This window comes from Roseibium sp. M-1 (assembly GCF_054515675.1).
Genome location: NZ_CM137257.1, coordinates 5,405,531 through 5,429,984, shown reverse-complemented (window position 1 = coordinate 5,429,984; position 24,454 = coordinate 5,405,531). Strand labels below are relative to the sequence as shown.

The window sequence follows — 24,454 nt, the reverse complement described above, 5'->3', positions numbered from 1 at the left end:
GACCCGCGGGGGAAGGGAAAGGTCCCCCCGCGGGCCTCTTGGGATGTTGGGGTCAGTTGGCGATGGCGCCAATCTCACGGTCCCAACGCTCCAGGAGGGCTTTACGGGTGTCCGGATTGCCATAGGTCGCGAAATCGTAGTCGATCAGCTTGATGTCCTCGAATTTCGGGGCTTCCGGCGGCACTTCGGCGGCCTTGTTGGACGGCAGCTGGAAGGACTTGGCGTCCTTCATCCGCGACTGGACTTCCGGCGTCAGGGCCCAGTCGTACCAGACCTTGGCATTGTCCATGTTCTTGGCGCCCTTGACGATGGACATGGAGCCGATTTCGTAGCCGGTGCCTTCACAAGGCGCGATAGCCTTGACCGGGAAGCCGGAGGCAGCCTGGGAAATGGCGTCGTGCATGAAGACGATGCCAAGGCCGGTTTCGCCGCGGGCAGCCGCCTTCACCGGAGCCGACCCCGACTTGGTGTATTGCGAAACGTTGCTGTTGAGTTCCTTCAGGTACTCGAATGCTTTTTCTTCGCCCATGATCTGCACCAGGGAGGCAAGCGCCGTATAGGCGGTGCCGGAAGAATTCGGATTGGCGACCTGGATCTCACCCTTGAGTTCGGGTTTCAGGAGGTCTGCCCAGCAGGCCGGTTCGGCAAAGCCCTTGTCCTTGAAGATCTCGGTGTTGTAACCCCAGCCGAGGGCGCCTGCGTAAACGCCAACGGTCTTGAAACCGGAACTTTCAGCCTGTTTCTGAGCCCATTCATGAAGCTCGGCAAGCTTTTCGGACTTGTATTCCTCGGTCAGGTCTTCAGAGGCCGCTTGCAGGTGCGGGTCACCGGTGCCGCCCCACCAGATATCGGTCTTCGGATTGCGGGATTCTGCACGGATCTTGGCATAGCTCTCGCCCGAGGACAGGCGCACCATATTGACCTTGATATCGTTGGCCGCTTCGAAATCTGCCTGAAGCTGCTCGCAGATGACGACATCGGCCGAACAGATGACGTTGAGATCCCCGGCCGCCTGGGCCGGCGAGACAGTATAGACCGCAGCCGTTGCAAGCAGGGCAAGGGTAAGGGGTTTCAGTGACATGGTTTCCTCCACTTTGGCTTTTGAGCCTTTGCCTTGCCGGATGGCGAGGCTTCCGTTTCAGCCCTTCAGGGCTGGATGGATGGCGGACAGCGGGCATGGCTTTCCCGTCCGGAGACACGCATGCGCTCCGTTTCCTGTCCGATTTCCTTGTTAAGTCAGTCCTCTAGTTGGTCGCCGCAGGGCTGGGCGTCTGCAGCACCTCCTCGTTGAAGCGGTCGAGAAGACGGCGCCTCTGCTCCGGTGAGCCGAAGGTGGCGAAGTCGTAGTCGACCATGCGGATCAGCGATATGTCAGGCGCTGCCGGTGGCAGCGCTGCCCTTGCATTCGCCGGGATCTGGTTCTGGCCGGATGCGGCACAGGTCGCCTGCCCCTCCGGGCTCAGCGAAAAATCGACGAAGAGGCGCGCGGCTTCCGGATGCCTTGCACCCTTCACGATGCTGACGGCACCGATTTCGTAGCCCGTGCCTTCGCACGGTGCGACGATTACCATCGGCGCACCCGCAAGCTTCTGCGTCACCGCGTCATGAATGAAGGATATGCCGATACCGGTCTCGCCGCGCGCGGCTGCCTGCACAGGCGCAGCACCCGAAACCGTATAGGTGTCGATGTTCTCGGAAAGGGCCGCCAGATAATCGAAGGCCTCATCCTCGCCAAGGAGCTGCACAAGCGTCGCCAGCATGGTGTAGGCAGTTCCGGAAGAATTCGGATTGGGCATCTGGACAAGGCCGCGGTATTGCGGGCCGGTCAAGTCTTTCCAGCAGGACGGCGCGGCGACGCCACGGCTCGCCAGCAGTTCGGAATTGTAGCCGAAGCCGAGGGCACCGGCGTAGATGCCCGCCGCCTGACCACCGGATATCTGGAAAAAATTCTGTGCCCAGGGAAGCGCGTCCTCGAGGTTGGCCGGCTGGTAGGATTCCAGCAGGTCTTCACCAGCAGCCTGCAAATGGGTGTCGCCCGTGCCGCCCCACCAGACATCGATCTTGGGCGCATCGCGCTCGGCCCGCACCTGGTCGAGGATCTCGCCGGTGCTTCTGCGTTCCATGGATACATCAAGCCCGGTCTTCTCCTCGAAAACCGTCTCCATCATCCGGCACCACTCGACCTGCACGGCGCAAAGGACATTGAGGTCCGCAGCCGAAGCCGTATTGAGCGACAGCGACAGCCAGATGGCCGCACCCGCTCCGAGTGACGTGACAAACTTCATGTTTCCTCCCAGTCCGCAGCAATGCCCCGGACAAGGAATAGCATGGCAGATGAAGCGGGCCACGCAACTGGAGTTTGGTTACCGTTGTTTCGCCGGATAAGGAAAAGGGTTACAAATGTTACAAGACTTACAAAAGTGACAAATACTTGAAAAAACAAGACTTTGCATTGCCATCACCGATGCATATGATGTGCTTCGGGAGGACTGGCAAGTGTTGAATGAAGGCATCGATATCCTGATCGTGGAGGACGATCCGGATATGGCGGAGCTGATCTCGGATCTCATCGAGGCCGAAGGCTGGCGGCCGCTTGCCGCGCGCTCGGCGGAAGAGGCGGCCCACCTCCTGAACGAGCGCGCCTTTCACCTCGTGCTGGTCGATCACAATCTGCCCGGCATGTCCGGCCGGGTCTTTGCCCAGAAGCTGAGATCCCAGACCGATATCGGCATCGTCATGGTGACAGCCGCCGGCAGCGCCGCCGAACGTGTGCTCGGGTTGGAGACCGCCGCGGACGACTATGTGGTCAAACCCTTCGAGCCCATCGAGTTGACTGCTCGCATCAAGGCCGTGCTCCGGCGGCTGCATCCCGCCCTCAGAAACGACAAGGATGTCATCTCCGTCCAGCATGAGCCCAGTGACCTGCTTCTGGGAGATTGGGTCATCGATCTCGTCAACCGCCGCGCCATCTGCAAGTCGCATCCCTCGCGCACCCTGACCTCTTCCGAGTTCTCGCTTCTGGAAATCCTCGCAGCGACCCCGAACGAGCCGGTGAGCCGCACCAAGATCCTGGAACAGCTCGGCGCGGAAACCGACCGGCTGATCGACCGCAATGTCGATGTGCTTGTCCTGCGTCTGCGCCGCAAGATCGAGCGCAATCCGGACCTGCCGCAGCATATCAAGACGAGGCGCGGCAAGGGCTACATCCTGCACCGGGACCTTGCCTGAGATGCTGAGCCGGCCGGTCCTTTCCTCCATCGCCTTCCGGCTGCCGGCGGCCATCGCCCTCATCTGCGCCGTTGCCTTCACTTTGTCGGCAATCGCAACCTACGGGCTCTTGAAGGCGCGGGAAGAAACGGCCGCCTATGGGCTCCAGGCCTTTACAAGTCTCGCGGATGCCGCGCTCGTCTCCCGCCAGGTCTCCGACCTCGTTTCCAGCGCCCCGTTCCTGATGAACGCGACCTCGCCCTATACGGTCTCCGGTAAGAGCCGGCTGCTTGTGGACCAGGTCGACGAATTGCTGCGCACCCTGCCCGACTACCCGCCCGGCAAGGAGGCCTACAGGGCGGCGAACGAACAGATTTTCGAACTCCTCGCCCAGATCCGCGCCCAGACGCTCGCCCTTGCTGCAAGGGCCGAAACCGCCCAGCGCTACAAGGAAGAAGTCGCCTCCGCACTCGGCGTGATCGCCGTTGCCGACACGGCAGACCAGAAGGAACCGCGCCAGCGGCTCAACGCCATCGTGCATTCGGTATCAAGCGCCGGCAGCCTCTTCCAGCTTGGCGAGTTGAAACGCCGCTACGTCGCCGAAACCGCGTTCGGCCTCCTGCCTGCGGACGATCTCAAACCCTATGAGACCGTCTTTGCCGCCCAGACCAGCTATCTCCAGGAAATGTTCGGCGTCCGGAGCGCCATCGCTCGGCTGCACACCGTAGCCCGCGAGCTGTCATTGGCAACGGAATCCCAGTCAGGCATCGTCACCGAGACGCTGAACAAGGACTTCCAGTCCACGTCCGCAACTCTGCAAAGGCTGCTGGTCATTGTCGTTGTGGCCTCGCTGCTGGTCCTGACCATGGCCGTCGTCTCGATCCGCTCGGTCATCCGCGTCTCCAGAGGCATCGTCTCGCTGTCGAGCGGCATGAACTCTCTTGCCAAGGGCCAGAAGGATGTCGGGCCTCCCGTCTATCAGGGAAACGAGACCGAGCTGCTTGATCTGCAGCAGGCCTTCCTCGCCTTCAAGGAAAGCGTCGACCGGGTCACCCGGCTGCGGCGAACCGCGGAAGCCGCGGCCCGAACGATCCGCTCCACCTTCCGCAGCATGAACGACGGCATCGCCATCTTCGACGCCGACGGCGAGCCGGTGACCATGAACAGGCGCGTGATCGAACTCTTCGGCCACAAGGGCGCTGCGCGCAAGCTGCCGCTGGTCCAATTTCTCGCCCCAGTTCCGGAGATCCGCACCGACATGCTTCCGGGCGGCCCCAACGGACGCCCCTTGAGCGAGCCCTTCTCGGTCCGCCATCGCTCTGCCAACGGCACGGTGACGGAGGTTTCACTTAGCCGGCAAAGCGACGACGGCGTCGTGTTGCTCGCCCGTGACGTCACGCTTCTCGACCGGCAGGAAGCGGAAGCCGCCAAGGCGCTCCGTCTCGACGGCATCATGCGGCTGACCCACCAGCTCAGCCATGAGGTCGGCAACACCATCGGAATCATCACCGGCAGCCTCGGTCTCCTGGAAAGGGACGGCGGTTTCAGCGAACGGCAGAGCCGCAACATCGCCCGCATCCGCAAGGCCGCCGACCGGGGCCGGTCGCTCGCCAGCAGCATGCTGACCATCGGCCGCCAGCAACCGATCAATTTCAGCCGCATCGAGCTCTCCTCAGTCCTGCGCGGCATGGCCGACATTCTGGAAATCGCGATTGGCGGCAAATGCAGCCTGACGCTGGATCTCGACGACACGCTGCCTCCGTTGGTTCTGGACCCGGAACTCTTCGAACAATCGGTGCTCAATCTCTGTCTCAACTCAGCGGCCGCCATGCCGGACGGCGGCGAAGTCCGCGTCCGCGCATTCGCTCGGGAGGACAGCATCATCGTCTCGGTGAAAGACACCGGCATCGGCATGAGCCGCGAGGACGTCGACAAGGCCTTCGAGCCCTATTTCACCACCAGGTCCAGCGAAGGCGGCGCCGGCCTCGGCCTCGCCGTCGTCTACGGCTTCGTCCGCCAAAGCGGCGGCACGGCGACAATCTCGTCCGAACCGGGCACGGGCACCACGGTCGAGCTGCGGTTTCCGAGGGATGAGGAAGAGGCCGATACAGGCGCTTCGAAGGTCGAAGCGGTTTTCTGACGGGACTGCGCTCCTCAACCACATCCCCCCAGGGCTGTCTTGCATGTTCCTTCCGGCGTCACGCCGTGCGACCGAAGGGAGACCCGGGGGCCACTCGTTTCCAGAGCGGTCGTCGTAGCGAAATGGCCGGTGCGGCCTCGCATTACCTTGTTCGATCCATTCGACAAGCGGTTCTGAGAGTGGGCCCCGGATCTGCGCTGCGCTTGTCCGGGGTGACCGGGGTGTAGCTGGCACGCCAGAGGACAACCAAACCTCACCAAATCCATTTTCTCACAAATTCCTCCCTTGACTCGTTTGGAACGTTCCAGTAATTGTCGCAAACAAGATTTTGGAACGTTCCAAAATTCAAGAAAATCTCTCGGGAGGATTGCATGCGTTGGGCCCTGATCGGTGCGAGCCGGATTGCGTCGAGCTACATGATCGATGCGATGCGTGCACAGGACGGCGCCAGCATCCGGTCCGTCCTGAGTTCCGATGCGGCACGTGGGGCGGCTTACGCAAAAGAGAACGGCATCGAGCAGAGCTTCACCGATCTCGACGCCCTTCTGGCGGACGATGCCGTCGACGCAGTCTACATCTCCACCACCAATGAAAAGCACCACGCCCAGGCACTCGCCGCCATTGCAGCCGGCAAACATGTGCTGTGCGAAAAGCCGCTGGCGATGTCGCTGAACGAGGCCGGCGAGATGGTTCGAGCTGCAAAGGACAAGAACGTTGTCTTTGCCACCAACCATCACCTGCGCAATGCCGGCTCGCATCTGGCGATCCGCGAGCTGATTTCCTCCGGCCGCATCGGCAAGGTTCTGAGCGCCCGCGTCTTCCATGCCGTCAATCTGCCGGATACCCTGCGCGGCTGGCGTATCAACGATGCTTCTGCCGGCGGCGGCGTCATTCCGGACATCACCGTGCACGATGCCGACACCATTCGCTTCCACTTGCAGGAAGATCCGCTTGAGGTGGTCGCGAAGTCAGGAACTTCCGGCCTCGGCGAAGGCGTCGAGGACAGTGTGATGTCCGTCTGGTCGATGCCGTCCGGTGCCATGGTGCAGTCCCACGAGAGCTTCACCCATCGCTTTGCCGGGACCGGTATCGAGTTCCACGGTACCGAAGGCTCGATCTTCGCCCGCAACGTCATGACCCAGCAGCCGGTCGGCGAGATCCGCCTCGTCACCTCGAATGGCGAAAGCACGGTGCCCTACGAGACCCACAATCTCTACGAATATTCCCTCGGCCTCTTCCACAAGGCTGTTGCAGGCACGGGCAGCCCCTCCGCTGACGGCGTCGACGGCATCAAGTCGCTCGCCGTGGCGCTTGCCGTGCGCGAGGCCGCGCAGACCGGCAAGGCCGTCGCCGTCAACTATGGAGGCTTCTGAACGATGACCTCCAAGATCGTTTCGATGGAAGATGCCGCCGCCCGCATTCCCGATGGCGCCATCGTCACCGTTTCCTCTTCCTCCGGCCTCGGGTGCCCGGACAAGATCCTCGCGGCAATCGGCGCAAGGTTCGATCGTGATGGGCACCCGAGAGACCTGACGACGCTGCACCCGATCGCCGCTGGCGACATGTACGGCATCAAGGGCATCGACCACATCGCAAAGGATGGCCTGCTCTCGACCATTATCGCGGGCTCCTACCCCTCCGGCCCCTCCAATCTGCCGATGCCGGCCATCTGGCAGATGTTGGTTGAGAACCGGGTTGCGGCCTATAACGTGCCCTCCGGCATCCTGTTCGACATGCACCGGGACGTCGCCGCCCGCCGGCCGGGTGTCATGACCAAGGTCGGCCTCGACACCTTCGTCGATCCGATCCGCCAGGGTTGCGCGATGAACGACGCGGCGGCTGCCAGACCAATCGTCTCGCGGCTGGAACTTGCCGGCGAAACCTGGCTGCATTTCCCGAATATCGTCCCGGACGTCGCCATCATCCGCGCAACCACCGCCGATGAACGCGGCAACCTCACCTATGAGCATGAAGGTGCCTATCTCGGCGGGTTGGAACAGGCGATTGCCGTGCGCAATCACGGCGGCCTTGTCATTGCCCAGGTGAAACGCGTCACCGCTTCCGGTTCGCTCCGTCCGCATGATGTGCGCGTACCCGGTCACCTCGTCGACCTCATCGTCGTCGACCCCGACCAGCGCCAGACGACGGAAACCAACTACGACCCGGCCATCTCCGGCGAGATCATGCGACCCTGGTCCAGCTTCTCGCTGGCCGAACACGGCGTCGAGAAGATCGTCGCCCGCCGCGCCGCGATGGAACTGAAAGCCGGACAGACCGCCAATCTCGGCTTCGGCATATCGGCCATGGTGCCGCGCGTGCTGCTGGAAGCAGGACAGGAACAGGCCGTTACCTGGGCGATCGAGCAGGGCGCCACCGGCGGCATGCCGCTGACGGGCTTTGCCTTCGGTTGCGCCTCCAACGCCGATGCCTACATGCCCTCGCCGCAGCAATTCACCTATTTCCAGGGCGGCGGCTTCGACGTGTCGTTTCTGTCCTTCCTCGAGATCGATCTGGAAGGCAACGTCAACGTCTCCAAGCTCGGCAAGAAGCCTTATCTGACGGCCGGCTGCGGCGGTTTCGTCGATATCACCGCCAATGCCAGGAAGATCGTCTTCTCCGGTCTTTTCGAAGCCGGCGCGGAACTTGAGCTGACCGAAGACGCGCTTACGGTGAAGCGGCCGGGCAAGTTCACCAAGATGGTCGACAATGTCGAGCACGTTACCTTCTCCGGACGCCGCGCCACCGAGCTTGGCCAGGACGTGCTTTACATCACCGAGCGCTGCGTCATCCATCTGACCGAGACCGGCCTCATCGCCACCGAGATCATGCCTGGCATCGATCCGGCGCGTGACATTGTCGATGCCTCAAAGGGCCGCGTCCGCCTTGCCAACACGTTGAGCGAGATGCCGAAGGCGCTGCTTTCCAGGGGACCGATGGAGCTGAGCCTGTGAGCGCGCTCCATCTCATCCGCCACGGCGCTGTCGCCGAACTGAAGCTGGACAATCCGGCCAAGCTCAACGCGTTCACGCTGGAAATGCTGACGGCCGTTGAGCCCTGTTGCGACGAACTGGAACGCGATTCGGATATCCGTGCCGTCGTCATCACGGCCGCAGAGGCCAAGGCCTTCTGTGCCGGAGCCGACATTCTGGAATGGTCGGAACTGTTGCCCTTCGATTTCGCGCGCCACTGGGTCCGCGAAGGCCATCGGGTGTTCGACCGGCTTGCCCGGCTTTCAAAGCCGACCGTTGCCGCTCTTGGTGCACATGCCTTTGGCGGCGGGCTGGAATTCGCGGCGACAGCTGACATCAGGGTGATGGCACCTCGGGCGACCCTCGCCCTGCCCGAAAGCTCCGTCGGCATCGTGCCCGGCTGGTCGGGCACCCAGCGGCTGATCCGCCTTCTCGGCGAACCGATGGTGAAGGAAATGGCCCTTTTCGGCCGCAGGATCTCAGCCGAACGTGCGCTTGCCTGCGGTTTCGCGGCGGAGATTTCCGAGACCCCGGTCGAGACGGCCTTCGAGATCGCGGAAAAGCTCACCGGCAAATCGCCGCGCGCCACGGAAGTTGCCAAATACATGATCCACGCGGCCGTGGGTGAAGACCGCAGTGCCATGATCGAGGCCCTCGGCTCCGGCATGATCAGCCCGACGGACGACCGCACCGAAGGCGTCACCGCCTTCCGTGAAAAGCGCAAACCGAATTATTCCGGAATGAAGTCATGAGTGAACTAAACGTCGTCTCCATCAGCAAGGCAAAGCTTCCGGCAGAGCCCTTCAACGCCCGTCACCTGATCGGTGGTGCATGGTGCCAGAGCGCCGACGGGGCGACCTTCGAGCGCGTCTCGCCCTCCCATGGCTCCGTCGTCACTATCGCCGCGAGGGGTGGCACTGCGGACGTGGATGCAGCGGTTTCCGCCGCTCGCCAGGCTTTCGACACCGGCGCATGGCCGAAGACCAGCGGCAAGGACCGGGCAACGCTGCTTTTGAAGGTCGCCGACCTGATCGATCGCGAACGCGAGCGGATCGCCCTTCTGGAAACGCTAGAATCCGGCAAACCGATCAGCCAGGCCCTGGCCGAGATCGAAGGCGCCGCCGATATCTGGCGTTTCGCCGCCTCGCTGGCGCGCACCATGCACGGCGAGAGCCACAATTCCCTCGGCCCCGACATGCTGGGCGTTGTCCTGAAGGAGCCGATCGGCGTCGTCTCGATCATCACGCCGTGGAATTTCCCGTTCCTGATCGTCACGCAGAAACTGCCCTTCGCGCTCGCGGCCGGCTGCACCGCCGTCATCAAGCCGTCGGAAATGACGCCCGCAACCACCGTGATTTTGGGCGAGCTTTGCCTTGAGGCAGGCATTCCGGCCGGCGTGGTCAACATCGTGCTCGGCTACGGCGATCCCGTCGGCGCGGCCATGACGACGGACAAGCGTGTCGACATGGTCACCTTCACCGGCTCGACAGCCGTCGGCAAGGCCATCGTCAAGGCGGCCGCCCCGACACTCAAGAAAGTTTCCCTGGAACTTGGCGGCAAGAACCCCCAGGTCATCTTCCCGGACGCGGACATGGAAAGCGCCGTCGATGCGGTCGTGTTCGGCGTCTATTTCAACGCAGGCGAATGCTGCAATTCCGGATCCCGGATCATCGTGCACGAGGACATCGCCGAGGAGTTTCTGAACGCGACAGTGGAGCTGTCGCGCAAGGTACCCTTCGGCGATCCGTTGGACCCATCGACCAAAGTCGGCGCGATCATCACTCCCGAACATCAGAACAAGATCGACAAATATGTTCAGGAAGCAGCGGCATCCGGAGCGACTGTCCGGTTGGGCGGGGGTTCCCTCCCGGTTCCCGGCCTGACCGGACAGTTCTATCAGCCCACCATTGTCGCAGGCGTCACCGGCGACATGCCGATCGCCCGTGAGGAAGTCTTCGGGCCGGTGCTTTCCGTCCTGACCTTCAGGACGCTCGACGAGGCGATCGCCCTCGTCAACGATGCGGATTACGGCCTGTCTGCAGGTGTCTGGAGCGAGAACGTCCACACGTGCATGGAATTCGCCCGCCGTGCCCGCGCCGGAACCGTCTGGACCAATACCTGGATGGACGGCTTTGCCGAACTTCCCTTCGGCGGTGTCAAGGAAAGCGGCCAGGGCCGGGAACTCGGCAAATACGGGTTGGAGGAATACCTGGAAGCCAAGACGGTGACCATGCGCATCGGCAGAACGCGGGCTCCCTGGGTGGCGTGATGACCAAGTCAGCCCGAAATCGCGAACTCGCCTTCAGGCTTCAGGAGGACCTGCAAGTCCTCCATCGGTGCACCGGATATCCGGGAGAGCAGCACACGTGCCATGGCCCGTCCGGTTGCGCGCAGGTCCTCGTCGATGGTCTCGATCCGGGGTCTGAAATGGTTGGAGATCGGCGACGCCCGCTTGGCGACGACATCGACTTCCTCGCCCGGCGTGACACCGAGGTCGTTGAGGCAGGCAAGCGTGACCAGGGCCATCACCTCACCGACGCAGACATATCCGTCCGGAGCGTTGGGGCCGGCATGGAAATCGCGCAATGTCGAGGCGATGGCATCCGGCTCGCTGTCGAGATCGATGCCCTCGGGGATTGTCACCTGCACACCGTGCGTCACGGCCGCCTGCCGCGCCCCGAAGCGCAGATGCTGGCCGAAAGTGTAACGCTCGTTCGGCATGACGATGCATATGTGGCGCCGGCCCTTGGCCGCCAGCCGCTCGACCGCCTTGCGCGCAAAGACCTCGTTGTCGAAATCGACGAAGGGATGCGGCGTGGTGAAATCCGTGCGTCCGTGGGTGGCGAAGGGAAAGTCGTGTTCCAGCAGATAGCGGACACGATCATCGAAACACTCCGTTCGGGTGAAGACGATGGCATCGGCAAGGGAGTGACGGCGGATGTTGCGGATCGCTTCGAGCCTGTCCTCGCCAAGCCGGTCCGCGGTGATCGTGATGGCATAGCCGGTGCCGACGAGCCCCTCGGACATTCCGCCGAGAAACTCGGACGTGAAGCTCAGAAATTCGTGGCGCGTGTTGAGCAGGAGACTGATGACCTTGGTCCGGCCGGTGCGCAGTCTTTGTGCGGCACGATTGGGCACGTAACCGAGCCGGCGGGCAACTTCGGCGACCGCCTTGCGGGTCGCCTCGGCGATCCGCGGGTCGCCGGCGAGCGCGCGCGAAACCGTCGTCACCGCGAAGCCGGCCTCCTGGGCAACCGTACGCAGGGTCGGACGCGGCATCCTCTCGACCGTACGTTCGCCTGTGTTTTCAACGATCTTTCGCGTCATGCCCGTCCACTTCAGCCGAGGCGTTGTAGCCCAGATACCGGCTCAAGTCTAATCAGGCGATTTAAAACGTTACAACAGAATAATGTGCTGCACTGCAAAACCGAAACGCCGGGTTTAATAGGATGTAAAACAAACGAAACTCAACGTTTTCCGGAGACGAGGAAAATCATTGACACCACTCGGGTTTGCAACGTTACAATAAGCGTTGCGTGACACTCGACTGCCGGGCTCCGGCACTCGAGACGCCTATCGGCACCTTATGGGAGGAATATCGATGTCTTTGAAATCGCTGAAGCTGGGCCTTGCCGCCCTGGCAATGAGCACGAGCCTTGCGTCCGCCGCGGACGTTGAAGTCCTGCACTGGTGGACGTCCGGCGGTGAGGCAGCAGCCCTCAACGTTCTGAAACAGGACCTGGAAAGCCAGGGCATCGGCTGGCAGGACATGCCGGTTGCCGGTGGCGGCGGCACCCAGGCCATGACCGTGCTGCGCGCCCGCGTCACCTCAGGCAACCCGCCCACCGCCGTGCAGATGCTCGGCTTCGACATCACCGACTGGGCCAAGGAAGGCGCTCTCGCCGACCTGAACATTCTCGCCGGCATGGAAGGCTGGGACGATGTGGTTCCGGAAGCCCTGCAGAAGTTCTCCAAGTATGACGGCAAATGGGTCGCAGCACCCGTGAACGTCCACTCCACCAACTGGGTCTGGGCGAACAAGGCCGTCCTTGACGAACTCGGCATCCAGCCGCCGCAGAACTGGGACGAATTCGTCGCAGCCCTCGAAAAGGTGAAGGCTTCCGGCAAGACCGCGATCGCGCATGGCGGTCAGGCCTGGCAGGACGCGACCATCTTCGACGCCGTCGTGATGTCGACCGGTGGTCCCGAGTTCTACAACAAGGCCTTTATCGAACTGGACGAGGAAACCCTCGGCTCCGACACCATGAAGGAAGCCTTCGACCGGATGACCGTGATCCGCTCCTATGTGGATGACAACTTCTCCGGCCGCGACTGGAACCTGGCGACCGCCATGGTCATCAACGGCGACGCCGCCTTCCAGATGATGGGCGACTGGGCCAAGGGTGAATTCCTCAATGCCGGCAAGCAGCCGGATGCGGACTTCCTCTGCTTCCGCTTCCCGGGCACCCAGGACCAGGTGACCTTCAACGCCGACCAGTTCGCGATGTTCGCGCAGGGTACGGAAGTCGGCAAGGAACAGGCGGCTCTCGCAACCGCCATCCTGTCGCCGAACTTCCAGTCCGCCTTCAACGTGGTCAAGGGCTCCGTTCCCGCCCGGACCGACGTTCCGAACGATGCCTTCGACGCCTGCGGCAAGAAGGGCATGGCGGACCTGAAGAAAGCGGCTGAAAGTGGCAACCTCTATGGTTCCATGGCTCATGGCCACGCCAACCCGGCAGCCGTGAAGAACGCGATGTACGACGTGATCACCGCACACTTCAACGGGGAATACGACAGCGAAACCGCCGTCGCCGAACTCGTGAACGCAGTGCAGATCAACAAGTAACGGCAACCGGAAGAGCGGCGGCCCGCCGCCGCTCTTCCTCCGGATCGTCGGGAATTCGACCGCAACCGACAGAATTCCCACACGCCAAACGATTCTATAGAGTTAGAGCGTCCATCGCGCGTTTCACAAGAAAACGCAGCGCGCTCTAGGTCGGGGAACTCAACATGTCTATCTCTGAAACGGCGAGCCCGCGCGGTTCCGTTGTTGACAGACTGCGCGATGCTTTGCCCAAACTCGTACTCAGTCCGACCGTCGCCATCGTGGCGGTCTTCGTGTACGGCTTCATCGCATTCACGCTTTATCTGTCGTTCACGGACAGCCGCATTCTGCCCAGCTTCGGCTGGGTCGGCTGGCAGAACTATGAAAACCTCTTCAAGATCCGCGCGTGGGATACCGCCGTTTCGAACCTGGTGATTTTCGGCGTTCTCTACATCACCATCTGCTGCATCCTGGGGCTGCTGCTGGCGATCCTTCTGGACCAGAAGATCCGCGCCGAAGGCTTCATCCGCACCATTTATCTCTACCCGATGGCCCTCAGCTTCATCGTGACCGGTGTTGCCTGGAAATGGTTCCTGGATCCCGGCATCGGCATCGAGGCCGTCGTGCGCGGCTGGGGCTGGGAGACCTTCACCTTCAACTGGATCAAGGACCGGGACATGGCGATCTATACGATCGTGATCGCCGCGGTCTGGCAGACATCCGGCTTCGTGATGGCCATGTTCCTGGCGGGCCTGCGCGGCATCGACAGCGAAATGATGAAGGCCGCCCAGATCGACGGCGCTTCCACCTTCGCCCTCTACCGGCGCATCGTGATCCCGCAGCTCCGGCCTGCCTTCATGTCGGCCTTCGTCGTGCTCGCCCATATGGCGATCAAATCCTACGACCTGGTGATTGCCCTGACGGGCGGCGGACCGGGCACGGCGACAGAGGTCCCGGCGACCTTCATGTATTCCTATACGTTCACCCGAAACCAGATGGGCATCGGCGCCTCCTCGGCCGTGATCATGCTGATGACGATCGCAGCGATCATCGTGCCCTATCTCTGGTCGGAACTGAGGGAGAAGAAGTGATGTCTGCGATGACGAAATCCTCTTCCCTCCGCCCGGCGCGGGTAATCCTCTATCTCCTGCTTGCGCTCTTCTGCGTCTATTACCTGCTGCCGCTCTACGTGATGGTGGTGAACTCGCTGAAGCCGCTGTCGGAAATTACCGCAGGCGGCATGATGGCCCTGCCCGATATCTGGACGCTGGCCCCGTGGCAAAGCGCCTGGTCGACGGCCCAGATCGGTGTCGAGCCGACTGGCCTGCGTCCCTATTTCCTGAACTCCATCATCATGGTGGTACCCGCCGTTGCCCTGTCGACCCTTGTCGGCGCCCTCAATGGCTATGTGCTCACCAAATGGACCTTCCGCGGGGCGACGGTCCTGTTCGGGCTGCTGCTATTCGGCTGCTTCATCCCGTTCCAGATGGTGCTGATCCCGATGGCGCGGATGCTGGGCCTGATGGGGATCGCCGGCACGGTGCCGGGCCTGATCTTCGTGCACTTCGTCTACGGCATCGGATTCTCGACGCTCTATTTCCGCAACTACTATGCGGCCTTCCCGACGGAACTCGTGAGAGCGGCGCAGATCGACGGTGCCGGCTTCTTCCGGATCTTCTGGCGCATCCTGCTGCCGTCCTCCGGCCCGATAGCCGTGGTCTGCATCATCTGGCAGTTCACCAACATCTGGAACGACTTCCTCTTCGGCGCGTCCTTCTCCGATTTCGACAGCCAGCCGATGACCGTTGCCCTCAACAACCTCGTGCAATCTTCCACCGGGGTGAAGGAATACAACGTTCATTTCGCCGGCGCGATCATGGCCGCGCTTCCAACCCTACTCGTCTACATCGTCGCGGGCCGCTACTTCGTGCGTGGTCTGATGGCAGGCTCGGTCAAAGGATAGAACAATGGGCTTTCTCGACATCAAACAGGCGACCAAGTCCTACGGCGCGGTGAAGGTTCTTCACGAGACCGACATCTCCATCGAGGAAGGCGAGTTCCTGGTTCTCGTCGGCCCGTCCGGCTGCGGCAAGTCGACCCTTCTCAACATGATCGCCGGGCTGGAGGAAGTGACCACCGGCGAGATCGCGATCAAGGGCAAGAGCATGATCGGCGTCAAGCCGGCCGACCGGAACATCGCGATGGTGTTCCAGTCCTATGCGCTCTATCCGAACATGACCGTTGCCGGAAACATCTCCTTCGGCATGGAAATGCACGGCATTCCGAAGCCGGAGCGCGAGAAGCGCATCGCCCAGGTGTCCGATCTCCTGCAGATCAGCCACCTGCTCGACCGCAAGCCGGGCCAGCTTTCCGGCGGCCAGCGCCAGCGCGTCGCCATGGGCCGCGCCCTGGTGCGGGAGCCGGATGTGTTCCTCTTCGACGAACCGCTGTCCAACCTCGACGCGAAGCTGCGCGTCGACATGCGGACCGAAATCAAGAAGCTGCACCAGAAGCTTGGCACCACCATCGTCTACGTGACCCACGACCAGATCGAGGCGCTGACGCTCTCGACCCGGATCGCGGTGATGTTCGGCGGTTATGTGCAGCAGCTCGGCACGCCGAAGGAAATCTACGACAATCCGGCCAACATGTTCGTGGCGGGCTTCATGGGCTCGCCGTCCATGAACCTCTTCCCGGCCAAGGTCGCCTCCGTTGACGGCAAGCCGGCCGCCGAAGTCGCGCTCGCGGACGGCAAGACAGCGGCAATCCCCTTCGCCAACGACAAGCTCGCCTCCAGTATCGGCCGGGACATCATCCTCGGCATCCGTCCGGAAGCGATCACCGACAGCGACGGGGCTGACCGCAATTCCAAGGCTGTCCATCTGGTCGATGCGCCTGTCGAAATCACCGAACCGGCCGGCTCCGACACCTTCGTCGTCACCCAGCTCGGCGGCAAGGACGTTACCGGACGCTTCAGGGCCGATGTTCCGGTAAAGGCCGGCGACGTCTTCCCATTCGCGTTCAACATGGAAAAGGCGGTCGCTTTCGATCCCAAGACCGAGAACCGGGTCGCCTGAACCATGAACAATGCGCCGGACATCGTGATCATCGGCAGCGGCATGGGTGGAGCCACCCTTGCCGCAGGCCTTGCCCCAACGGGAGCAAAGATCACCATCCTGGAACGGGGCTACTCCATACCGGACGACGCCCCCGCCCGGGACCCCTGGCGCATCTACACCAACAGCGCGTTCCGCGCGCCGGAAACCTGGCTCGATGCGGACGGCGAGCCGTTCGAGCCGGGCAACTACTACAATGTCGGCGGCAATTCGAAGCTCTATGGCGCCGTCCTCATCCGCTACCGTGAAGAGGATTTCGGCGAGCTGCAGCATTATGACGGTGTCTCGCCCGCCTGGCCTTTCGGCTATGACGAGCTGTCGCCCTGGTACGATGCCGCCGAGCAACTGTTCCAGGTTCGCGGCGATGCCGCCTCCGACCCGACCGAGCCACCTCATGGCCAGCCCTATCCCTTTCCGCCGATCCCGGACGAGGAGGCAATCCGCCTTGCCCGCCACCGGCTGGAAAATGCGGGGGTCCAACCCTTCAGCTTGCCGCTCGGCGTCGATATCGACCGCTGGCTCGATGCCGGACAGACCGGCTGGGATGGCTATCCGGATCTTCGCTGCGGCAAGATGGATGCGGAAACCTGCCCGCTCAAGGCAGCCCTTGCCCATGACAACGTGACCCTGGTCACCGGCGCAGAAGTGACGGCGCTGCGGGCCGCCTACAAGACCGGCCGCATCGACGAGGTCATCTACCGGAAGGACGGCGAAGAGATCTGCCTGACACCGGGCGTCGTGGCGCTGTGTGCCGGAGCCGTTCAGTCGGCAGCACTGTTGCTCAAATCAGACGTTGCCAATCTCTCCGGCTATGTCGGCCGCTGCTTCATGAACCACAATGCGACCGCGATGATCGCCATCGACCCGCGCTTTCGCAACACTTCCGTCTACCAGAAGACCTTCGGCCTCAACGACTGGTACCTCGATGACGGCGAGGACGGCATGCCGCTCGGCAATGTCCAGCTTCTCGGCCGCATCACCCCGGACATCCTGAAAATCCAGGTGCCGCAGCTGCCGAAATTTGCGGCCCGCTGGATCTCCGGCCACGCGCTCGACCTCTACCTCATTTCGGAAGACCTGCCCGATCCCGAGAGCCGGGTGGTGCTGAAGGACGGTACGATTCAGTTGATCTGGCAGCGCTCCAACATGACCGCGCATCGAAAGCTTGTCGAAAAGACAAAGGCGACCCTGCGCGAGGCCGGCTTCCCGCTGGTGCTCTCAAGGCTCTTCGACGGCCGCGTGCCTTCCCATCAATGCGGCACGGTGCGCCTCGGCGACGATCCGGCGACCTCGGTGGTGAACCCGGACTGCCGCTCCTGGGATCATTCGAACCTCTTCGTCACCGATGCCGGTGCCCTGCCGACGTCAGCTGCGGTCAACCCGGCGCTGACGGTCGCGGCACTCGCGCTGCGGACGGCGGACACAATCAAGAGGGACCTCGCCGCATGAGCAGGATTGCCCTTGTCACCGGTGGCCAGCGCGGCATCGGGTTGGGAATTTCGCGGGCACTGGTTGCCGCCGGCTACCGGATTGCGCTTGTCGCCCAGGAAGACGCGAGCGCACCGGAAGTCGCCGATGCCTTGAAGGACCTTGACGGCAAGGCCGCCTATTTCCGGCATGACCTCCTGGAGATCGGCGAGTGCAAGGCCCTGCTCGACCGGATCGAAGCGGACCTCGGTCCGGTCACTGCCTTCGTCTCCAACGCGGGTGTCCCGGCAAAAGTTCGCGGCGACATGCTGGAGTTGACGGCGGACAACTTCGACTTCGTCCTTGGCGTCAATCTGCGCGGGGCTTTCTTCCTAGCCCAGGAAGTCGCCCGGCGGATGCTGGCGACGCACTCGGACGTCTATCGCTCGATGAGCTTCATCACCTCGGTCAGCGCCGAAATGGTCTCCATCGAGCGGGCGGAATACTGCCTGTCGAAGGCAGGCGCGGCAATGATGGCGGATCTCTTTGCCGTGCGTCTTGCGCCGCATGGCATCGGCGTCTTCGAACTCCGGCCCGGCATCATCGAGACCGGCATGACCGCCGGGGTTAAGGACAAATACACGGCCCGGATCGAAGGCGGTCTGGTACCTGCGGCCCGCTGGGGCCAACCAGCCGATATCGGCTCGATCATTGTCCCGATCGCGGACGGCCAGATGGCCTTTGCGACCGGAACGACCATTGCGGTGGACGGCGGACTGTCAATCCCACGGCTTTAGAACGAATTGTTCTGAGAGAATTCAAATGGATAAAGGCTACGACTACATCATCATCGGTGGTGGCAGCGCCGGCTCGGTTGTTGCTGCGCGTTTAACCGAAAATCCGGACGTCTCCGTGCTGCTGCTGGAGGCGGGCGGACGCGACTGGCACCCGTTCTATCATCTGCCCGCAGGCTTTGCGAAAATGACCAAGGGCATCGGCTCCTGGGGCTGGAGCACGGTGCCGCAGAAGCATATGAACGGCCGCGTCTTCCGCTATACCCAGGCCAAGGTGATCGGTGGTGGCTCGGCCATCAATGCGCAGATCTATACCCGCGGCAATGCCCTCGACTATGACGAATGGCGCCAGATGGGTTGCGAAGGCTGGGGTTATGAGGACGTGTTGCCCTATTATCGCAAGTCCGAGGACAACGACACCTACGACAACCGCTATCACGGCAAGGGCGGCCCGCTCGGTGTCTCCAAACCCTGCGCCCCTCTACCGATCTGCGAAGCCTATTTCGAAGCCGCACGCGCCCTCGGCATTCCGAAGAACGAGGACATCACCGGCGAAAAGCAGGACGGGGTCGCCTATTACCAGCTGACCCAGAGAAACGCCCGCCGTTCTTCGGCTGCCATGGCTTTTCTCGCCCCAAACCGCAACCGGCCGAACCTTACCGTCAGAACCAACGCCCAGGTGCGCCGGATCCTCGTTGAAAACGGCAGGGCGACCGGCATGGAGATGATCGACGGCACGCGCCTGACCGCCGGGTCCGAAGTCATCCTTTCCTCCGGCTCCATCGGTTCGCCCCGGCTGCTGCAACTCTCCGGCATCGGCCCGGCGGATGACCTGAAGAGGCTCGGCATCGACGTCGTCCTCGATCAGCCGCAAGTCGGCGCCAACCTGCAGGATCATCTCGATCTCTACTGCATCTGCGAGGTCAGCGGCCCCCATACCTACGACCGCTTCGCCAAGCCGCATCTGTCGGTTCTGGCCGGGCTGCAATACCTGCTGACGCGAAAGGGGCCTGTCTCCTCCAGCCTCTTCGAGACGGGCGGCTTCTGGTATGCGGACCCCGAAGCCCGCTCGCCGGACCTGCAATTCCATCTCGGCCTCGGCACCGGCATTGAATCCGGCGTCGCCGCGATGCCGGACGGCGGCGTGACGCTGAATTCCTGTTACCTCCGCCCGCGATCTCGCGGCAGCGTGCGCCTCCAGAGTTCCAATCCGGCCGACGCGCCGCTGATCGATCCGAACTACCTGCAGGACCCGCGGGACCGGGAAATGTCGATCCGCGGTCTGAAGCTGACCCAGGAAATCCTGGCGCAATCCCCGCTCAAGCCTTTCATCAAGGCCGAACGCCTGCCAGGGCCGGGCGTCAAGACGGACGAGGATTATTTCCGCTTCATCTGCGAGCACTCCAAGACCTCGCACCACCCGGCCGGCACCTGCCGCATGGGCGCCGACGACAAGGCTGTCGTCGATCCGCGCCTGAAGTTCAACGGTATCGAAGGCCTTCGCGTCGCCGATGCCTCGATCATGCCGACGGTCGTTTCCTCCAACACCAATGCCGCAGCCATCATGATCGGCGAAAAGGCCGCCGACATGATCCGCCAAGATCCAGGGGCTCTTTCATGATCCGCCACATCGTTCTCATCAAATTCAGGCCAGAGACTTCCGAGGAGCTGATTGCCGGCATCTTTGCAGAGCTGAAGACGGTTCGCGACCAGGTCGCAGGAATCGGCGAGATCGTCTCCGGCCGCAGCGAAAGCCCGGAGCAGATCGAACGCGGCTACATGCACGGCTTCACCGTCGACTTCGACGACTGGGACGCGCTTGAAGCCTACCAGACCCATCCGGACCACAAGGCGCTCGGCGCCAAGCTGGTTGCCAATGCCATAGGCGGCATCGACGGCATCCTCGTCCTGGATATCCCCTTTTCGGCGTGACCGCCGGACCTTCTTGCTGGAGCCCGACATGCTGACCCTGCCCACTTATGACAACCGGCTGGAACCCTACAGCCTCACCGGTGAAGCCCTCATTCCGCGCGCACCGCGCGTCCCCCTGACCCGCACCGCCTTTGCCGCCGCTCACGTCGTCTCCGACCCTCTCAGAGAGCGCGACCCCTGGGTCGGCAGGCCGGCGGTCGACTGGGAAAATACGCTCAAGTTCCGCCACTGGCTCTGGGACCAGGGCCTGGGTCTGGCGGAAGCCATGGACACGGCGCAGCGCGGCATGGGCGTCGACTGGCTGACGGCAAAGGAACTGATCGAACGCACAATGAAGGAGGCGAAGGCCCATCCTTTGAAGCCGCGTGTCGCCTGCGGTGCGGGAACAGATCACGTGCCGCTCGCCGACCTGAAGACCGTCGATGATATCGTCGCGGCCTACACCGTTCAGTTGGAAACCATCGAGGCGGCAGGTGGCCAGGCGATCCTGATGGCGACCCGCGCGCTTCCCGCAATCAAGGCCGGCCCGGACGAGTATGCCAAGGTTTACGCGAAGCTGATCGAGCAGGCCGAGGCACCTGTGATCCTGCACTGGCTCGGCGACATGTTCGATCCGGAGCTGACCGGCTACTGGGGCTCCACCGATGTCGCAGCCGCGACCGACGCGGTGCTCGCGATCATCGAGAGCCACAAGGCCAAGGTCGACGGCATCAAGATCTCGCTGCTCGACCAGGCCCATGAAGAAGCCTTCCGTGCACGCCTGCCCGAAGGGGTCCGGCTCTATACCGGCGACGATTTCAACTATGCGGATCTGATCGCCGGAGACGGCAAGAATTATTCGCATGCGCTGCTTGGAGCTTTCGCTGCCATCGCCCCGGTTGCAAGCCAGGCGCTGGAAGCCCTGGCGGAGGGTGACATGGAGACATACCATGCCCTCTTCGCGCCGACCGTGCCGCTCAGCCGCGAGATCTTCAAGGCCCCGACCCGCTTCTACAAGGCCGGGATCGCCTTCCTGGCCTGGCTGAACGACGCGCAAAGCCACTTCATCATGCCGGGCGGTTTCCAGTCCTCGCGTGAAATCACTCACTATTGCGAGGTTTATCGCCTTGCGGATCGCTCCCGTTTGTTGTCAAAGCCTGAGGTGGCGGAAGAACGTATGGGGCTGCTCTTGAAGCTGCACGGGATCGGTTAGGCGGGAATGAGAAAACGGCCGACAATTCTGGATGTCGCGAGGCAGGCGGGGGTTTCGAAATCCACCGTCTCGCTGGTGCTGCAGAATTCCACGTTGGTCAAGCAGACAACCCGGGACGAAGTGGCAAAGGCCATCGAGGACCTCGGCTATGTCTATAACCGCTCGGCGGCGGGCCTGCGCGGCGCCGCCTCCGGTCTGATCGGCCTCATCATCAACGACCTGCGCAACCCGTTCTTCACCGAATTTGCCGCCAGTGCCCAGATGACCTTTGCCAGCAAGGGCTATTCGACGGTGATCGCCAATACGGACGAAGACCCGGACATCCAGGCACAGGTGATCGACAGCATGATCGAGCACGGCGTTTCCGCCTTCGTCATCTCGCCCACCTATGGCGGTGCGGACAATCCGTTTGATCGCATCGAGCGGGCCGGCATCCCGACCATGCAGGTGTTGCGGCAACTCGATGAACGCACCGACCTCTTTCCGTTTGCCTCGCACGACTATGCCTTCGGCGGCGAAGCGGCGACCGCGCACCTGCTTGAAACCGGCAGCCGCAGGATCGCCTTTGCCGGCGGACTTGCCGACCGGCCGATCACCCTGGAACGCATGTCCGGTTACGGCAAGGTGATGGCCGCGAACGGCCTGGCACCTACCGTTTTCCATGGCCGGCCCTCACGCCAGTTCGGCCGGGACATCGCCCTGAAGATCCATGAGCAGCACAAGGATCTGGAAGCGGCCATCTGCTTCTCGGATCTTGTCGCCCTTGGCATGCTCAGCGGCTTTGCCGAACTCGGGGTCAAGGTCGGACGGGACTTCAGGATTGTCGGTTTCGACGATATCGAGGAATGCTCGCTCGCCTATCCTCGTCTGAGTTCGGTTCGCTGTGATACGGCCCGTTTCGGCCGCAACGCCGCCGAGGCGATGCTGGCGTGGATCGTCGACGGCACCCGTCCACCCGACACACACCATTATCCGGTCGAGCTGGTTCCGCGGCAATCGACCCTGGGGATCGATTGATGCAGAACACATCCCGCAAGGCACAGCTCCGCCGTCTGTTCGATGCCGCCGTCGCGGCGGCGGACCCGATGAAGTGCGTGCCTGCCTTCCTGCCGGAAAAATCGCCTGGGCGAACCATCGTGATCGGTGCCGGCAAGGCCTCCGCCCGCATGGCGGAGGCGGTCGAAAGCGCCTGGGGTCCGATCGAGGGCCTGGTGATCACCCGCTATGGCTATGCCCGTCCCTGCGAAGGCATTGAAATCATTGAAGCCGCCCATCCGGTTCCGGACCAGAACGGCCTCGACGCCACACGCCGCCTCCTTGACCTGCTGCAAACGCTGAACGAAGCCGACCACGTCATCGCCCTGATTTCAGGCGGCGCCTCGGCGCTACTGGAAGCTCCCGCAGGTGACATAACGCTGACCGATCTGCAGGCCCTCAACGAAGCGCTGCTTTCCTCCGGTGCACCGATCACCGACATGAATACCGTGCGCAAGCATGTCAGCCGGGTGAAGGGTGGCCAGCTGGCCGCCGCCGCCTATCCGGCGCGCATGACCGCCCTCATCATCTCGGATGTTGCCGGCGACGACCCGGCCTTCATCGCTTCCGGCCCGACGGTCGGCGACGAGACGACGCCGGCCGATGCCCTTGCCGTGATCGAGCAGTACAACATGGACGTCCCGCATTCGGTTCTGGCTGTCCTGAAAGAGGCAACAGGCGTCCTGGCACCGGGTGCGGAAAAACTCTCCCGTGTCGAAAACATGATCGTTGCCGCCCCGTCGTTGTCGCTGGAAGCCGCGGCAAAGCTCGCCGAAGCGGACGGCATTCAAGTTGAAATCCTCGGCGATGCCATCGAGGGCGAAGCCCGCGATGTCGCCGCAGACCATGCCGCGCTGGCGCTTGCCCGCCAAAAGGCCATGAAACCCGGCGACAAGCCGTTGCTGCTGCTTTCGGGCGGTGAATGCACCGTGACCCGGCGCGGCAAGGGCTGCGGCGGCCCGAACGCGGAATATGCGCTGTCGCTCGCCGTCGCGCTGAAAGCCCAGCCCGGCATTCACGCTGTTGCCTGCGACACCGACGGCGTCGACGGCGCCGCGGATGTTGCCGGAGCCCTCGTTGCCCCCGACACGCTTGCCAAGGCGAAGACCCGGGGCATAGATCCGGCGGCAAGCCTTGCCGACAACGACAGCCACAGCTTCTTTGAAAAGCTGGACGACCAGGTCGTTCCGGGCCCGACCCTCACCAATGTGAACGACTTCCGCGCAATCCTCGTTGAAGGCCTCTGACATGCAGTCCCTCGACGCTCTGCTGACGGCGGCCAAGGCCCTGATTTTCGATTGCGACGGCACGCTGGTCGAAACGCCGACCCTTTATGCCGGTGCCTGGCGGGACGCCTTCGGCGCAGTCGGCCACAGCATGGACCCCGCCTGGTATCACGAGCGTGCCGGCATGTCCGAAGACGTGCTTCTGGACGACTACGAGGCCGAACACGGCGTGACGCTGGATCGGGCACGGGCCGTCCTCGAAATGCGCTCGGCTGTGCTGAAGCGCATGCATGAGGTCAGCGAGATTGAACGGATCAGCGCCATTGCCCGGCGCTTCCAGGGCCGTCTGCCAATGGCGGTCGCCTCGGGCGGTCCCAGGGAGGTGGTTCTGGCTTCCCTGAAGCAGACCAGCCTCTTGCCCCTTTTCGACACAGTGGTCACCATCGACGATGTCGCCCGTCCGAAACCGGCACCGGATTTGTTTCTCGAAGCGGCAAACCGCCTCGAGGTTGACCCCGAGAGCTGCCTGGTGTTCGAAGACAGTCCCCAAGGGCTTGAAGCTGCTGCAAATGCCGGCATGAAAGCGGTCGACGTCAACAAACCGGAGTGAT

The 24,454-nt window shown here is 62.8% G+C and carries 21 protein-coding genes; 18 read left to right on the top strand and 3 right to left on the bottom strand.

Annotated features, from left to right (window positions below; translation table 11 throughout):
• Positions 1-52 precede the first annotated feature (52 nt).
• Together ACX3M4_RS24600 and ACX3M4_RS24595 are read right to left on the bottom strand one after the other, a co-directional pair.
• The gene (locus ACX3M4_RS24600; RefSeq protein WP_459355604.1) at positions 53-1,081 is read right to left on the bottom strand and encodes an ABC transporter substrate-binding protein; all 1,029 of its coding nucleotides are present in this window, start codon (positions 1,079-1,081) and stop codon (positions 53-55) included.
• Positions 1,082-1,244: 163 nt separating this feature from the next.
• Positions 1,245-2,285, bottom strand: coding sequence for an ABC transporter substrate-binding protein (locus ACX3M4_RS24595; RefSeq protein WP_459355603.1), 1,041 nt, complete (start codon positions 2,283-2,285; stop codon positions 1,245-1,247).
• Between the two features lie 211 nt (positions 2,286-2,496).
• Between ACX3M4_RS24595 and ACX3M4_RS24590 the strand changes: the two genes are divergently transcribed.
• The 6 genes from ACX3M4_RS24590 (at position 2,497) to ACX3M4_RS24565 (ending at position 10,585) form a co-directional block, all read left to right on the top strand.
• Positions 2,497-3,228: a response regulator transcription factor gene (locus ACX3M4_RS24590; RefSeq protein WP_459355602.1), complete on the top strand. Its 732-nt coding sequence runs from the start codon at positions 2,497-2,499 to the stop codon at positions 3,226-3,228.
• Position 3,229: 1 nt separating this feature from the next.
• A complete protein-coding gene (locus ACX3M4_RS24585; RefSeq protein ID WP_459355601.1) occupies positions 3,230-5,347 on the top strand; it encodes an ATP-binding protein in 2,118 nt (705 codons plus the stop codon).
• Positions 5,348-5,718: 371 nt separating this feature from the next.
• On the top strand, positions 5,719-6,720 hold the full coding sequence (locus ACX3M4_RS24580) for a Gfo/Idh/MocA family protein (protein ID WP_459355600.1): 1,002 nt from the start codon (positions 5,719-5,721) through the stop codon (positions 6,718-6,720).
• A 3-nt stretch (positions 6,721-6,723) separates the two neighbouring features.
• On the top strand, positions 6,724-8,298 hold the full coding sequence (locus ACX3M4_RS24575; RefSeq protein ID WP_459355599.1) for an acyl CoA:acetate/3-ketoacid CoA transferase: 1,575 nt from the start codon (positions 6,724-6,726) through the stop codon (positions 8,296-8,298).
• Entirely contained in the window at positions 8,295-9,068 is a 774-nt protein-coding gene (locus ACX3M4_RS24570) for an enoyl-CoA hydratase/isomerase family protein (RefSeq protein ID WP_459355598.1), read from the top strand. Before ACX3M4_RS24575 ends, ACX3M4_RS24570 begins: the two co-directional genes overlap by 4 nt.
• Positions 9,065-10,585 carry an aldehyde dehydrogenase family protein gene (locus ACX3M4_RS24565; RefSeq protein WP_459355597.1) on the top strand — a complete coding sequence of 507 codons (1,521 nt, stop codon included), beginning with the start codon at positions 9,065-9,067 and terminating at the stop codon, positions 10,583-10,585. The genes ACX3M4_RS24570 and ACX3M4_RS24565 overlap by 4 nt, the downstream gene beginning before the upstream one ends.
• Positions 10,586-10,593: 8 nt before the next feature.
• Here ACX3M4_RS24565 and ACX3M4_RS24560 read toward each other — a convergent pair whose 3' ends face one another.
• Positions 10,594-11,643, bottom strand: coding sequence for a substrate-binding domain-containing protein (locus ACX3M4_RS24560; protein WP_459355596.1), 1,050 nt, complete (start codon positions 11,641-11,643; stop codon positions 10,594-10,596).
• A 268-nt stretch (positions 11,644-11,911) separates the two neighbouring features.
• Here ACX3M4_RS24560 and ACX3M4_RS24555 point away from each other — a divergent pair, with 268 nt between their 5' ends.
• From ACX3M4_RS24555 to ACX3M4_RS24500, 12 genes are all read left to right on the top strand, one after another.
• A complete protein-coding gene (locus ACX3M4_RS24555) occupies positions 11,912-13,162 on the top strand; it encodes an ABC transporter substrate-binding protein (protein WP_459359500.1) in 1,251 nt (416 codons plus the stop codon).
• Between the two features lie 164 nt (positions 13,163-13,326).
• A complete protein-coding gene (locus ACX3M4_RS24550) occupies positions 13,327-14,232 on the top strand; it encodes a carbohydrate ABC transporter permease (RefSeq protein ID WP_459355595.1) in 906 nt (301 codons plus the stop codon).
• A gap of 8 nt (positions 14,233-14,240) precedes the next feature.
• A complete protein-coding gene (locus ACX3M4_RS24545; protein WP_459359499.1) occupies positions 14,241-15,104 on the top strand; it encodes a carbohydrate ABC transporter permease in 864 nt (287 codons plus the stop codon).
• 4 nt (positions 15,105-15,108) lie between these two features.
• Positions 15,109-16,218: an ABC transporter ATP-binding protein gene (locus ACX3M4_RS24540; protein ID WP_459355594.1), complete on the top strand. Its 1,110-nt coding sequence runs from the start codon at positions 15,109-15,111 to the stop codon at positions 16,216-16,218.
• Positions 16,219-16,221: 3 nt separating this feature from the next.
• Positions 16,222-17,706, top strand: coding sequence for a GMC oxidoreductase (locus tag ACX3M4_RS24535; protein ID WP_459355593.1), 1,485 nt, complete (start codon positions 16,222-16,224; stop codon positions 17,704-17,706).
• The gene (locus ACX3M4_RS24530) at positions 17,703-18,461 is read left to right on the top strand and encodes a 3-ketoacyl-ACP reductase (protein ID WP_459355592.1); all 759 of its coding nucleotides are present in this window, start codon (positions 17,703-17,705) and stop codon (positions 18,459-18,461) included. The genes ACX3M4_RS24535 and ACX3M4_RS24530 overlap by 4 nt, the downstream gene beginning before the upstream one ends.
• Positions 18,462-18,486: 25 nt before the next feature.
• Positions 18,487-20,079, top strand: coding sequence for a GMC family oxidoreductase (locus tag ACX3M4_RS24525; RefSeq protein WP_459355591.1), 1,593 nt, complete (start codon positions 18,487-18,489; stop codon positions 20,077-20,079).
• Positions 20,076-20,390: a Dabb family protein gene (locus ACX3M4_RS24520; RefSeq protein WP_459355590.1), complete on the top strand. Its 315-nt coding sequence runs from the start codon at positions 20,076-20,078 to the stop codon at positions 20,388-20,390. Before ACX3M4_RS24525 ends, ACX3M4_RS24520 begins: the two co-directional genes overlap by 4 nt.
• A gap of 28 nt (positions 20,391-20,418) precedes the next feature.
• On the top strand, positions 20,419-21,582 hold the full coding sequence (locus tag ACX3M4_RS24515) for a dihydrodipicolinate synthase family protein (protein WP_459355589.1): 1,164 nt from the start codon (positions 20,419-20,421) through the stop codon (positions 21,580-21,582).
• Between the two features lie 6 nt (positions 21,583-21,588).
• Positions 21,589-22,599, top strand: coding sequence for a LacI family DNA-binding transcriptional regulator (locus tag ACX3M4_RS24510; protein WP_459355588.1), 1,011 nt, complete (start codon positions 21,589-21,591; stop codon positions 22,597-22,599).
• Positions 22,599-23,864, top strand: coding sequence for a glycerate kinase type-2 family protein (locus tag ACX3M4_RS24505; protein ID WP_459355587.1), 1,266 nt, complete (start codon positions 22,599-22,601; stop codon positions 23,862-23,864). Before ACX3M4_RS24510 ends, ACX3M4_RS24505 begins: the two co-directional genes overlap by 1 nt.
• Before the next feature lies 1 nt (position 23,865).
• Positions 23,866-24,453, top strand: a complete 588-nt coding sequence (locus tag ACX3M4_RS24500) for an HAD family hydrolase (protein WP_459355586.1) — start codon at positions 23,866-23,868, stop codon at positions 24,451-24,453.
• The last annotated feature ends 1 nt before the right edge of the window (position 24,454 follow it).

Bases quoted from the DNA above. Each gene is read 5' to 3' on its own strand.
- ACX3M4_RS24600 (WP_459355604.1), bottom strand. From the start codon at position 1,081: ATGTCACTGAAACCCCTTACCCTTGCCCTGCTTGCAACGGCTGCGGTC.
- ACX3M4_RS24595 (WP_459355603.1), bottom strand. From the start codon at position 2,285: ATGAAGTTTGTCACGTCACTCGGAGCGGGTGCGGCCATCTGGCTGTCG.
- ACX3M4_RS24585 (WP_459355601.1), top strand. From the start codon at position 3,230: ATGCTGAGCCGGCCGGTCCTTTCCTCCATCGCCTTCCGGCTGCCGGCG.
- ACX3M4_RS24580 (WP_459355600.1), top strand. From the start codon at position 5,719: ATGCGTTGGGCCCTGATCGGTGCGAGCCGGATTGCGTCGAGCTACATG.
- ACX3M4_RS24575 (WP_459355599.1), top strand. From the start codon at position 6,724: ATGACCTCCAAGATCGTTTCGATGGAAGATGCCGCCGCCCGCATTCCC.
- ACX3M4_RS24565 (WP_459355597.1), top strand. From the start codon at position 9,065: ATGAGTGAACTAAACGTCGTCTCCATCAGCAAGGCAAAGCTTCCGGCA.
- ACX3M4_RS24560 (WP_459355596.1), bottom strand. From the start codon at position 11,643: ATGACGCGAAAGATCGTTGAAAACACAGGCGAACGTACGGTCGAGAGG.
- ACX3M4_RS24550 (WP_459355595.1), top strand. From the start codon at position 13,327: ATGTCTATCTCTGAAACGGCGAGCCCGCGCGGTTCCGTTGTTGACAGA.
- ACX3M4_RS24545 (WP_459359499.1), top strand. From the start codon at position 14,241: ATGACGAAATCCTCTTCCCTCCGCCCGGCGCGGGTAATCCTCTATCTC.
- ACX3M4_RS24540 (WP_459355594.1), top strand. From the start codon at position 15,109: ATGGGCTTTCTCGACATCAAACAGGCGACCAAGTCCTACGGCGCGGTG.
- ACX3M4_RS24535 (WP_459355593.1), top strand. From the start codon at position 16,222: ATGAACAATGCGCCGGACATCGTGATCATCGGCAGCGGCATGGGTGGA.
- ACX3M4_RS24530 (WP_459355592.1), top strand. From the start codon at position 17,703: ATGAGCAGGATTGCCCTTGTCACCGGTGGCCAGCGCGGCATCGGGTTG.
- ACX3M4_RS24525 (WP_459355591.1), top strand. From the start codon at position 18,487: ATGGATAAAGGCTACGACTACATCATCATCGGTGGTGGCAGCGCCGGC.
- ACX3M4_RS24520 (WP_459355590.1), top strand. From the start codon at position 20,076: ATGATCCGCCACATCGTTCTCATCAAATTCAGGCCAGAGACTTCCGAG.
- ACX3M4_RS24515 (WP_459355589.1), top strand. From the start codon at position 20,419: ATGCTGACCCTGCCCACTTATGACAACCGGCTGGAACCCTACAGCCTC.
- ACX3M4_RS24510 (WP_459355588.1), top strand. From the start codon at position 21,589: ATGAGAAAACGGCCGACAATTCTGGATGTCGCGAGGCAGGCGGGGGTT.
- ACX3M4_RS24505 (WP_459355587.1), top strand. From the start codon at position 22,599: ATGCAGAACACATCCCGCAAGGCACAGCTCCGCCGTCTGTTCGATGCC.
- ACX3M4_RS24500 (WP_459355586.1), top strand. From the start codon at position 23,866: ATGCAGTCCCTCGACGCTCTGCTGACGGCGGCCAAGGCCCTGATTTTC.